The following is a 12,179-nucleotide window of genomic DNA, read 5'->3' as shown; positions in this document are numbered from 1 at the left end:
ATCTTCAAACGTTATAATAGACAAGTATAAACGCCTTCGACTTTCTTATATTTTTTAAAATAACTATGAATAGGTGATGGCATATCTTATCTCTGATCGAAAAGTATGAGTTACAATTCTCTAATAATAATTATTTTGGCGATATCGGGGTAGAGCCCTCTTACTCCATTGTAGAAGGTACTCTTCCTGTCCTTGTGTCTGCTCCGCATGCCATTAACCACTATAGAGAACATGCTGTAAAACCTGCAGATATGTATACAGGCTCTCTTGCGCTGCTATTACAAAAACTCACCAGTTGCTACTGTATCTATTCCAATAGCTTCTCCAAAGAAGACCCCAATTACATCCTTGGCGGAGAATATAAAGCTGCACTTGGAACAATTGTCAAAGAACATCAAATTAACTTTGTTATAGACTTGCATGGTGCCTCTAAGGATAGGGAATTTGATATTGATTTAGGTACATTACACGGAACTTCCATACAAGAAAATAATATAAATGAAGTCGTACGTATTTTTTTCAATAATGGTATTACCAATGTTCATCAAAACCATACATTTTCTGCATCTCATCCGGGAACGGTCACATCGTATTCCGCCAAAGAGCTGTTAGTTCAAAGTATTCAAATTGAAATTAATCGAAATTATCGTAACCCGAAATCATTTGATTTATTCCAAAAAACCATTCATTCCCTCGAACAAATCATCAATCAATTGGGAGGTGCCTAACATAAATATCGAGCAGACCTTCACCCTATTGGACAAACAAAGCTATACTGCCCGGGAAGAACTCACGATGAACCCCGATGAGCTGGCTGAATTAGGCTTAGTCCACCATATCTTTGTCGAGCTTAAAGCAGAGAATGATGCTCAGGTTAGCTGTTTGCTTTTATCTAAAAGTGATATCCCTAGAGGCAGTATTCAATTATCTAAAAGAGCAAAGGACAAGCTAGGAGATTGCCCCATAACAGGATTAACCATTACTAAACCTGAGTACAACACGATCCTTCGGGGAATTCCTAAAGTGGACGAGATTGCCAAACCTTATGTCAAAGCTTGTCCAACGCTCGTCCGCAAATATTCGAACCATGTAGAGCTGATTAATCCTAAGAATGGCTTTCGGGTAAACTTAACGTTAAAAGAGGATGACACAGCCAAGCCGAATGCACTATATTTCAACAGATATATCATGTTGTTACTTGAGACTCATGCCACTGAGGAGGATCAACTAATTATTACCCGTGCAAGAACAAGTCCTCAGTCCAAGCCAGGCATACATAAACTTATACATTCGGGAATCAAACGGCCCTTAACCGCATTAGGAAATCTTTTTATTGGCAAAAGAGAGCTTACGCTAAGAGTAGGACATCCCTACCCTTTTGATGAGCACCAAAATCTATGCCGAATTCACCCCAATGTTAGAAAGCTGCTGGGTATGGAAGAGACCGACAAAATCGTCATCACCTATAACAACAAAGAAATCACCGTCCCCATCTTAGATATAGATACTGAGCATATTGCCCAGTTGATCAAGCTAAATGAGGAGGATGATCAGCTCAAATTTAACGACAGCCACTTATTTATCGGAATCACCGCTTTGTCACGAAATGAACTAGAAATCCCCAGTATCGGCACATCGGTTACCGTAAAGAGAAGTATGAACTCCCTATTCTTAAAACACTTAAATAAGCTGGTCTTGCCTGTAATTGCTCTATTGTTTACAGTAGTACAGCTGTATAAGGATTTGAACTGGAGCATCGCTCTGACCGTTGCTATTTCTCTGATACTACTTCCGATAATCATCTACACGACACTATCTGAAGAACGAGCAAAAATTAACTAAATGGAGCGATGATCGTGGAATTCACTTCACAAGCCCAGGTAGAAGATATGATCTACAGCTCTTATCTAAGAGCCATTAACAACATCACAGAAACTTTGGATGGACAAGTTAGACGACCGGAATTAACCAGAGCATTGCTGGAACTAGTCGGAAATCCGGATCGAGATCAACAATACATACTAGTCACAGGCAGTAAAGGTAAGGGCTCCACCTCAAGGTTTATCTCTTCTTTGTTAAGTCACCTAGGCTATAAAGTGGGCTTGTTTACCTCCCCTCATCTGGTTGATTTCAACGAAAGAATACGGATTGACGGGCGGGCCATATCCACAGAGGATTTTATACGATTAGGAAATGTGGTTCGCGAGGGATTTCAAACGATTGAAGATCAGCTTGCCGCTGATGAGTATCAAGGTCCTGTTGGGGTGGGTCTGGCGATTGCGACGTTGTACTTCAAGGAGAATCATACCGATTTCAATGTAATTGAATGTGGAAGAGGCGGAAGGTTTGATGACACGAATGTCCTGAAGAATGATTGGGCTGTCATTACTCCGATTATGGAGGAACATGTAGCTAATTTGGGACCTGACCTGAACAGCATTACACTACATAAACTGGGCATCGTCAAAAACAAGGCTACTAACGTCTATATCAGCAAACAGAAATCGAGCGTACTTGCGACTATAAAAGCGAACCTCACTTCCAACGCTGTGCAGTATTATGAGGAGCAGTTCTGGGCTAACTCTATTGCAATAACACCCGTTGGAACTACTTTTAATGTTCAGACAAATCAAGCGGTTTACCCGTCCTTAACGATTCCGTTATTGGGGCAATTTCAAGCTCTTAATGCAGCCACTGCAGTCGCACTATGTGAGGATATTACAAGTGGTCCTCTGAATAGGGAACTCGTTCTCAAATGCTTTGCACAATTGCAATGGCCGGGTCGCTGTGAAGTGATCTTCCATGATCCATTAACGATAATTGACGGAGCAATTCATAAAGAATCGGCACGCTATTTGGCTGAGCTTATTCAACTGGTGAATCCTGACCGCAGCCGAGCTGTAACTTCAATTATCGGTGTCCCAAAAGATAAAGATTACCCAGGGGTTATCGAAGTGATGAGTTCGGTCTCGGATCAATTAATCATCACAAAGCCCGATATTAGTCATCTTTCTTTTCCTACAGATGCACTCCATGTTGCCAACCGATTTATCGAACAAAGTTACGAGTTCCCCTATTTAGAGGACGCTCTAACGCACATACAAACTCGCTCGTCTTCCGAGATTATTGTAATTGTCGGCACGCAAACCTTTATCGGAAATGCCAAAAGATTATTCGGACAATCGCTGCTCGATATCGGCTTATAGCTTCTCAAAGCGCTGAAGAATGACTTCCTGATAAAGATCAGATAGAGCTGGCACTTCACTTGGATTCTGCTTACAATACTCATCTAGCATAACCTTATGATTCACTTCGATCACCCTGAGGCCTTGGTCTGTCTCCAAAATATCCACGGAGCAGAAATCAAGGCCCATCGCTTTAGAGGTCTCGGAAGCAAGCGCCGCAAGCGCCGCTCGTTTGGCCTGATCGCTAACCTCAATAGCAACAGCCCCGTTAATCAAATTGTGCTTCCACGAGCGAACTCTTTTTTTTCCAAGGAATACACGCGCCTGGTGATTAAAAGTTACGATTCTATACTCAATCTCCGCTTCATAATAGGGACCTATTGCCCCATTAAGCTGTAAAGAAAATAATAAATCCAGCTTTTCGTGCAGATCCGCTATCTCATTAATTTTGTACACATGGTTTCCCTGTGCCCCGTTATCCTGCTTCATAACTACCACCCCATTGAGCGTTTGGAAATAACGTTCAGCCAATGAATAAGGATTCAAGTTGTTAAATTTGGAGTCAGGATGTGGCAAATAGATATGTTCTACCGCGGGGATATTCGCCTTATGCAAAACGTCATAAGTTAGAGATTTACTCATAGCAATGATCGTAGAAGCACTGTTGTTTAGTCCGATCTCAGCGTCTACCATCACAAATGATTTCAATCCATCCGTAGCTCTATATACGAAATTCGGTGTAACTTCCTCAAAGGTAATCCCTGAGGTTGTAACAGAATGCTGGATCATTTTTAAGTAAGGTCTAGTCGTCATTCAGTTTCCTCATTTCTAACAAAATATGACCAAACCTAATCATAGCATGAGAAATATCAATCGAAAATAACATTAACATGTTATAATTACTATCACAAAAACCTTAGAAATCTTGTTCTAGGGACTTTCCCAAAAAAATAACAGGGTTAATGTTATGTTTAATGACTGATAGCGCTTTTATAGTTAAAAATAAGTATTGATTATTTAGTGATCATCCTCTATGATAAGCTTATCAAGCGAACCAAAAAGTTAAAGCGATTAAACTTTAATACCAAGGTATCTATTATTATTGCTAATTAATAGTATTAGCACGACCAAAAGTTAAAGCGCTTATACTTTAAAATGAGAGGTTGGTGTGTCATGATCAATCGCGAGAACAGGCGGCAGACTTTCTACATGTATCTGTTCATTTCTCCTTGGATTATCGGCTTCCTAGTATTCGCCCTTTATCCTATCTTATCATCGCTTTACTTCAGCTTTACTGATTATGACATCATACACCCGCCTAAGTTTATCGGGCTCGCTAACTACACAGAGATGTTTCACAATGACCTATTCTGGAAATCGGTGGTTGTCACACTGAGATATACCTTCATCGGTGTACCTATCCAGCTTGTTCTCGGTCTTGGATTTGCGCTATTGCTTCACCAGACCATTCCCCTGCGCGGCTTTTTCCGAACGGCCATGTATTTTCCAAGCATGGTATCCGGCGTGGCCATGTCCCTCCTATGGTACTGGATCTTCAACCCGCAGATCGGGCTCTTCAATTACATCCTTTCCTGGTTCGGTATTCATGGACCGGCTTGGCTGATGAACCCGGACACTGCACTATATGCCTTGATCATCATGACCTTCTGGACAGCAGGCTCAGGAATGATTTTATTCCTCGCAGGTCTGCAAGGCGTACCGGCTAGCTTGATCGAAGCCGCTAACCTTGACGGTGCCGGACGCTTCAGAATTTTCTTGAACATTACCTTACCGATGATCTCTCCCGTGCTGCTTTTTCAACTAATTATGGGACTGATCGATTCCTTCCAAGTCTTTACCCAAGCTTTTGTTATGACTCAAGGAGGTCCAAATTACTCTACCTGGTTCTATGTCTATAATCTCTACACCAGTGCTTTCAAAGAATATCGTGCCGGTTATTCCTCAGCCTTGGCATGGGTGCTCCTCATCGTAGTTATGCTGTGCACCGCACTAATTATGAAATTGTCTAACCGTTATGTTCACTACGAAGGAGGCGGACGCAAATGAGTACAGTCAGAGCGCTAAGCCCCCAGACTAAAGGAACCAAACGCCGTCGAAAAGTGGAGCCTGTTAAGATTTTTAGCTTTATTACTTTAGTAGTTACAACATTTCTGATGCTGCTTCCTTTGTTCTTCATGGTCTCCACTTCACTTAAGTCCAAACGTGAGATGCTGAAGTTCCCACCCACCTTTCTTCCAGAGAGCTGGCAGTGGAGCAATTACACAGAAATATTTGATACCCTGCAGTTCGGTACGCTTTACAAAAATAGTTTAATTATCGCCGGTCTCAGCGTTGTAGGCACCTTGATTTCTTCAGCGCTGGTCGCCTATGGATTCGCCAGATTCAGAGGTAGAGGAAATCAGATATGGTTCATCCTATTGTTGAGCACAATGATGTTGCCTTATCCAGCCATTATGATTCCGCAATTCGTACTCTTTTCGCAAATGAATTGGATCGACACCTTCCTACCCTTGATTGTGCCTGCTTTTTTCGGCTCAGCTTATAACATTTTCCTGCTGCGCCAATTCTTCTCCACGTTGCCTGAAGAGCTATTTGATGCCGGACGCATTGATGGATGCGGCGAAATACGGATGTGGGCTACTATAGCACTCCCACTCTCCAAACCCGCCCTTGCAACTGTAGCTATCTTTGCTTTTATCTACAACTGGAACGATCTGCTTACACCGGTGCTTTACCTAAGCTCGTCAGAGAAGTTCACGCTACCCGTCGGGATGGCTTCTCTCACCTCATCGAGATTCCGCATTCCACCTTGGCATTTGCTGATGGTCGCTTCGGTTCTAGCTATGGTTCCTATCGTTACGCTGTTTGCTGTAGCACAGAAACAGTTCGTCGAAGGGATTGTACTTACAGGGATTAAGTAATAATCCGCCATCCGGGCGGCCAAATATACTTGAAATCATGGAGGGTTTAGCTAATGAACAAGAACAGGAAAAGTAGTGCGCTTTTACTTGCAACAACCATGCTTGTTGTTCTGGCATTGTCAGGCTGTAGCGGCGGCAAATCGGCGGGTAACACTCTATCTGAAGGAAATAGTGGCTCGACCAATTCAGGAGGCAAAGCAGAAACGGTAACTATCACCCATTACACAATAGATTCAGAAGACCGGACTTTTGTTGAGAAATTAATTCCTGATTTCGAAAAGCAGCACCCGAACATTAAAGTAAAAGTGGAAAAAGCACCTTATGAGCAGTTCGACAGCAAGCTGCAAACGCTAATTGCCGGTGGCAAATCACCCGATGTGACAAGTCACTGGGGTTATGGAGGTTTCGCAGAATACTACAACAAGGATATGCTGCTCGATTTGACCGACCTTTTAAAAGAGGATGGTTTCAAGGCAGCCGATTACAACATCCCAGAGAACCTGATGAACATTTATAAGGTTAAAGATCACACATATGGTATCCCAGTTAATATGTATGTCACCTTGATGCTCTATAACAAAGACATGTTTGATGCTGCCAAACTGACTTACCCAACAAGCGATTATGAAGATAAGAGCTGGACGTTTGAAAAGATGGTCGACCAGGCTAAACAAATGACTCTCGTCTCCGATGATATTGCCAAAACACAATATGGCGTAGACTTCACCTGGTCTGAACGCGATATGCGGCCATTATATTTTGGAGCGCAGCCTTATTCAGAGGATACATGGACTAATGGAGGCGTGCCTTCCGAGACTTATTTTGATTCCCCTGAAGTGATTGCTGCCTACAACAAACTCTTTGATCTCGTCTTCAAAGATAAAGTCTCTCCTTCCTCCGAGTGGAGCAAAAGCGTAGCCGGACAGAACGGTGATCCCTTTGTTGCAGGCAAAATCGGGATGTCTATCGGTGGCTCATGGAACCTTGCAGGTGCGAATGACTTTCCCTTCAAAATCGGCGTAGCCGCTGTACCATGGGGAGGCAACGATAAGGTCCGCAGCACACTTTACGTCGATCCGCTGCTGATCTTGAAGGACTCCAAACATCCGAAGGAAGCTTTGGAATGGATCAAATATTTGATCACTACCGAAGTGCAGGAGAAATCCATTGAGCTTAGTGGCGGTAACCCGCCAGTCAACACCGAAGCTGCTGAAGCTTACTATAAACATTTTGACGGCATCGATCCACAAGATATCAAAAATGTCTACGAGGGTGCTGTGAACTATGGCTTCGAATCCTACAACCATTTGATCACCAACTACTCGCAAATTAATGACATGTTCATTAATGAATTGCAGCCAGTAGAAACTGGACATAAGACGGTGGAAGAGGTGATGACGACGATTCAGAAAAAAGTTACGGAGATCATTCATCGTTAATATTTGGCAGATATACCGTCCCTTTAGGGACGGTATACCTGTTTGAAATCATACGTTTAGCGGACAGTCTGCCAACCCTGTATACTAAAGGTAGAAAACAGGATCGGAAAATCTGCCGCGAGGAGAACTAGAGATGAAAGTGAGTATTTTTGATGTAGCCAAAAAATCAGGATTATCGGTTGTAACCGTATCTCGGGTCTTAAATGGGGCCGAATCGGTACGCGAGAATAATCGCCAGAAGGTGCTGGAGGCCATTAAAGAGCTGGATTATCGCCCTAATGCAGCGGCACGCAGTCTGGCAAGCGGTAAGACGGGAATTATCGGAATTATTGTCACGACCCTGCAGGATTCTTTTTTTGACGCAGTGGTCAAAGAGCTGAATGAAGTCTTAGCGATGCATGGTTATTTTTTGGCCATCTCCATCTCAGCAGGCATCGAATCGGATGATAGTCATTATTTAATCCAGGAGGATCGTGTAGACGGTTTGTTTCTACTCTCTCCGATGGAAGAGGATAATTATATTGTGGAATTAAAACGGCGCGGCATCCCCTATGTGCTGATTGATAACCAAAAGCCCGAGAATGACACCTACTCTATCACAATTGATAACTTCAAAGGTGGCTACATGGCTACCAGTCATCTGTTAGCGCTTGGTCATACGTCAATTGCTCATCTATGTGGACAGGAGATGTTCCGTAGTACGCGGGAGCGGCGTGCCGGATTCCTACAAGCGCTTGAGGAAAAAGGTCTTACTCCATTTGAGATTGTACATGGTGATTTCGAAATTGGAATGGGATACGAAACCTGCAAGCGTTGGCTGAACGAAGGACAATTACCTACTGCGGTATTCGCTGGCGATGACAATATCGCCCTTGGCGTCATCAACGCGTTAATGGAAGCTGGCATTCGGGTACCCGAACAAGTAGCTGTGATTGGTTATGATGATCATTATATTGCTTCACAGCTTCATCCATATTTAACAACGATCCGTCAGCCTTCGGACAAAATTGGATTAGCAGCTGCCGAAATGCTCTTAAAGCGTATCTCTGGAAAGATGAAGCGCGGAGCTGGAGTAAAGATTGACCCAGAGTTAATTGTACGGGAATCTACTACTTCCAATTAATTAAATCATATAAACAAGGAGTGACAACCATTGACTTACTACTTGGGGATCGATGGTGGAGGCACCAAAACCTATGCTCTGCTATGCGATGAACATGGCAATGTTCTCGGTAAGGGCAGGAGCGGTAACGGCAACCACCAGACAGGCGCACTTGAGGCAGCCAACAGCATTCGAGAGGCCACATTCGGGGCACTAGATGAGGCTGGACTCCGATTGGAGGACATCCAACATACCTATCTTGGGCTTGCCGGTGCTGACCGAGAGGCCGATTATCTCATTCTCCATCCAATGATTCGCGAGATCGGATTTATCAATTACACCATTAACTGTGACACCATGATCGGATTACGTGCAGGGACGACTCGCCCTTATGGAGTTGCACTAATCTGCGGCACAGGCACCAATTCGGCAGGCAGAAACACGCAAGGAGAGCACTATCAGTGTGGTGGCTTTGACTACATGTACGGTGACTTCGGTGGTGGCGGTGCTCTCAACATTGAAGTCTTTCGTTCTGTCATAAGAGCTTGGGATGGACGGGAGCAACCTACCCTCTTGACCGGACTTCTACTCAACTTGCTAGGTTATGAGGAAGTTGCAGATATGTTTAATGATTTCCTCAACCATTGGAAAAGGGTCCCTGTTCATGCTGCTCGATTGCTCTTCGAGGCAGCAGCTGAAGGAGATGCTGTAGCCTTAGAGATACTAAATCGTCAAGGCGTTGAGTTAGGGAAGTCCGCTGCCGCAGTCATCCACAAGCTTGGGATGGAGCAGGACACCTTCGATGTGGTTCTGGCGGGCAGTCTGCTAACCCGTGGGGATCGCGGCTGGATTCGCGGACCTATTGAGAAAGCTGTACAAGCCGCAGCTCCACAAGCAACTGTGGTGACTCTTGCCACAGAGCCTGTAGTAGGTGCCGTATGGTCCGCGATGGATCAAGATGGTTTGACCCTTAGTAATGAAGCGTATGAGACCATGCGACAATTTCAAGATTATGAATCGATCCAACAAACAAAAAAGACAGGAGTGGTTGATCTTGGCAACTAATCAAGGATTAAAGATCGCAGTTATCGGTGGGGGTTCTTCGTATACACCCGAATTGGTAGAGGGATTTATTCTTCATTACAAGGAGCTTCCTGTTCGTGAACTATGGCTCGTAGACATCGAACCTGGACTTCGCAAGCTGAATATCGTTGGAAATCTCGCTAAACGCATGGTTGAGAAATCCGGGCTTCCGATTGAAGTTCATCTTACAACAGACCGCCGGAAGGCTATCGAAGGTGCAGACTTCGTCAGCACTCAGATGCGTGTCGGTATGCTTGATGCCCGCGCACGTGATGAATCGATTCCTCTTAAATATGGTGTCATTGGTCAAGAAACGACAGGTCCTGGCGGAATGATGAAAGCACTGCGTACGATCCCTGTCATTCTGGATGTATGCCGGGATATCGAAGAGCTGGCTCCTAACGCATGGCTGCTCAATTTCACCAATCCTGCAGGAATGGTCACTGAGGCTGTTCTGAAATACTCCAAAGTAAAGAGTATCGGTCTCTGTAATGCACCTATCGGTCTGATCAAACAAGTATCCGCCAAATATAACGTAGCTGCCGACCGTGTTTATGCCGAATTCGTTGGTCTGAATCACTTACACTGGATTACTCGAATCGACGTTGAAGGTGAAGATAAGCTGGATGATATGCTCACAGAGGGCTACAGTGCCAAGAACGTGCCAGCCCGAGAGTGGAATCCAGAATTCCTAAAATCTCTTCGCGCCGTGCCTTCCTACTATTTGAAATATTTCTATATGACGGATGCCATGCTCGAAGAGCAGATGGAATCGTTTAAGCAAGGTATCAACCGTGCTGAAGTCGTCAAACGCGTAGAAGAAGAGCTATTTGAGCTATACGCCAACTTAGAGCTGAGTGAGAAACCGAAACAGCTAGAACAACGCGGTGGTGCTTTCTATTCAGAAGCAGCAGTTAATCTCATGAGATCGCTCTATAACGGTTCAAACGACATCCAGACCTTGAATGTTGCTAACCGTGGCATACTGGACTTTTTGCCAGATGATGCAAGCATTGAAGTGAACTGTGTTGTCACCAAGAACGGACCACTACCTCTACCACTGACTAAGATTCCACCGATGGCCAAAGGGCTTATTCATGCTGTCAAAACCTACGAGCAGCTAGCCATTGATGCCGCTGTGACCGGTGATCGTGCGCTTGCCCTTCAGGCAATGGTGCATCATCCACTCGTTCCATCTGTAGATGTGGCGGTTCGTATGCTGGATGAAATGCTGGAAGCCAATAAAGAGTTCTTGCCGAACTTTTTTACTAAATAACCATAGAGATGAGGCGTCAATATGTCAGCTAAAGCGGTTTGGAAAGGCGATGTGAACCAAGCCATCTGCGCGTTTACATTTGATGATGGGCCTTCCCAGCTTCCCGTTGAATTATGGCTTGATGTTTTGGAGGAGGAAGGTGCTGTCGGCACCTTTTTCTTCACTGGGGAATGGATGGATCGCTATCCAGAGAAGGCGAGATTGATCCTGTCCCGTGGTCATGTGCTTGCTCCGCATACGTACCATCATCGGCGAATGGCCCAAGTGCCAAAGGCGGTATTCTTAGAGCAATTGAAGCTGACTGAGCTGGCCTATCAGGACGCAACCGGTCTCCCTTCTCCCAATTTCATGCGTTTTCCATATTGCTCATTCCGGGAAGAAAATCTCGAGTGGCTGACAGAATGGGGCGATTATCTAGATATTGAAGGCGTTGACTGCGGAGATTGGTCTGGTATTTCTGCTGAAGAGATCGTTGCCAGAGTTGAACCTACGCTTGAGAATGGAACCATTGTAGTCATGCATAGTAATGATGTTGCAAAAGGTTCACCGGATGCACTGAGAGCACTTATTCGGATCGCCAAGCAAAGAGGCTTGGAAAGTGTCGGCGTACCTGAGATCCTTGGGTCCATTGGCGTAGAAGTAAACCACAGACCCTGGAAAATAGTCGTAGACGTTCCCGCAGAGTTAGATCATCTCTTGGAAAATTGGATCCCTTTAGAAAATAGTAAGCAGCTTGCCGACCTCGCGACCCAGACAACTGAGTGGAACATTCCGCAATATACACTGCATTTCACTTCTGAAAAGGAGTGGCTGGAGCATCTGGAGAGTCCACTAGAAGAGGTTGGAGTGACAGAGGATCGCGAGTTGTTTACCATACGGCAATTTGATGGCAGCTATTGGGGATATGTACGCGCGGGTGTCATAGACAATACCCTTGTATTATTAGATTATGCGGCTAAAGAAGCGCAGGCTGATACCTTGGTGTACTTACTTCGCTGGGCTGCGGATACTTCGATCAGATTGGGACTAACCAAGATTGAAGCCAGACTCAATATTCGTAAAATGAGCGAGATGTGCAGACAGTTAGGCTGGCAGTCAGAGATAGTAGAAGATCAATAAGATATAATGTATTTCCTTAAGTCTGCTAAATTA

At 44.5% G+C, this 12,179-nt stretch carries 11 protein-coding genes; 10 read left to right on the top strand and 1 reads right to left on the bottom strand.

The window, feature by feature from the left end:
• The first annotated feature begins 194 nt into the window (after positions 1 to 194).
• The 3 genes from MHI27_RS01255 to MHI27_RS01245 all read left to right on the top strand — a co-directional run bounded on the left by MHI27_RS01255 (position 195) and on the right by MHI27_RS01245 (position 3,206).
• Complete coding sequence (locus MHI27_RS01255) at positions 195 to 728, top strand: hypothetical protein (RefSeq protein ID WP_405175401.1); 534 nt, start codon at positions 195 to 197, stop codon at positions 726 to 728.
• 67 nt (positions 729 to 795) lie between these two features.
• The gene (locus MHI27_RS01250) at positions 796 to 1,842 is read left to right on the top strand and encodes a hypothetical protein (protein ID WP_405175400.1); all 1,047 of its coding nucleotides are present in this window, start codon (positions 796 to 798) and stop codon (positions 1,840 to 1,842) included.
• A gap of 14 nt (positions 1,843 to 1,856) precedes the next feature.
• Entirely contained in the window at positions 1,857 to 3,206 is a 1,350-nt protein-coding gene (locus MHI27_RS01245) for a bifunctional folylpolyglutamate synthase/dihydrofolate synthase (protein ID WP_405175399.1), read from the top strand.
• On the opposite strand, the gene MHI27_RS01240 is transcribed toward MHI27_RS01245, so the two are convergent.
• Entirely contained in the window at positions 3,201 to 3,998 is a 798-nt protein-coding gene (locus MHI27_RS01240; protein WP_339799751.1) for a hypothetical protein, read from the bottom strand. The genes MHI27_RS01245 and MHI27_RS01240 overlap by 6 nt on opposite strands.
• A gap of 360 nt (positions 3,999 to 4,358) precedes the next feature.
• Here MHI27_RS01240 and MHI27_RS01235 point away from each other — a divergent pair, with 360 nt between their 5' ends.
• The 7 genes from MHI27_RS01235 (at position 4,359) to MHI27_RS01205 (ending at position 12,146) form a co-directional block, all read left to right on the top strand.
• On the top strand, positions 4,359 to 5,252 hold the full coding sequence (locus MHI27_RS01235; protein WP_042184117.1) for a carbohydrate ABC transporter permease: 894 nt from the start codon (positions 4,359 to 4,361) through the stop codon (positions 5,250 to 5,252).
• A complete protein-coding gene (locus tag MHI27_RS01230) occupies positions 5,249 to 6,127 on the top strand; it encodes a carbohydrate ABC transporter permease (RefSeq protein ID WP_042184115.1) in 879 nt (292 codons plus the stop codon). Before MHI27_RS01235 ends, MHI27_RS01230 begins: the two co-directional genes overlap by 4 nt.
• Before the next feature lie 53 nt (positions 6,128 to 6,180).
• Complete coding sequence (locus MHI27_RS01225) at positions 6,181 to 7,566, top strand: sugar ABC transporter substrate-binding protein (RefSeq protein ID WP_341126458.1); 1,386 nt, start codon at positions 6,181 to 6,183, stop codon at positions 7,564 to 7,566.
• A 133-nt stretch (positions 7,567 to 7,699) separates the two neighbouring features.
• The gene (locus MHI27_RS01220; protein WP_042184112.1) at positions 7,700 to 8,689 is read left to right on the top strand and encodes a LacI family DNA-binding transcriptional regulator; all 990 of its coding nucleotides are present in this window, start codon (positions 7,700 to 7,702) and stop codon (positions 8,687 to 8,689) included.
• A 30-nt stretch (positions 8,690 to 8,719) separates the two neighbouring features.
• Complete coding sequence (locus MHI27_RS01215) at positions 8,720 to 9,733, top strand: BadF/BadG/BcrA/BcrD ATPase family protein (RefSeq protein ID WP_339268219.1); 1,014 nt, start codon at positions 8,720 to 8,722, stop codon at positions 9,731 to 9,733.
• On the top strand, positions 9,681 to 11,027 hold the full coding sequence (locus MHI27_RS01210; RefSeq protein WP_042184108.1) for a 6-phospho-beta-glucosidase: 1,347 nt from the start codon (positions 9,681 to 9,683) through the stop codon (positions 11,025 to 11,027). Before MHI27_RS01215 ends, MHI27_RS01210 begins: the two co-directional genes overlap by 53 nt.
• Before the next feature lie 21 nt (positions 11,028 to 11,048).
• Positions 11,049 to 12,146, top strand: coding sequence for a polysaccharide deacetylase family protein (locus tag MHI27_RS01205; protein WP_405175398.1), 1,098 nt, complete (start codon positions 11,049 to 11,051; stop codon positions 12,144 to 12,146).
• Positions 12,147 to 12,179 lie beyond the last annotated feature (33 nt).

It is taken from the genome of Paenibacillus sp. FSL H8-0261 (assembly GCF_045040645.1).
In the GTDB taxonomy this organism is placed as follows: domain Bacteria; phylum Bacillota; class Bacilli; order Paenibacillales; family Paenibacillaceae; genus Paenibacillus_AQ.
The sequence above is the reverse complement of the archived record's forward strand: the minus strand, read 5'-3'. Positions and strand labels throughout refer to the sequence as shown.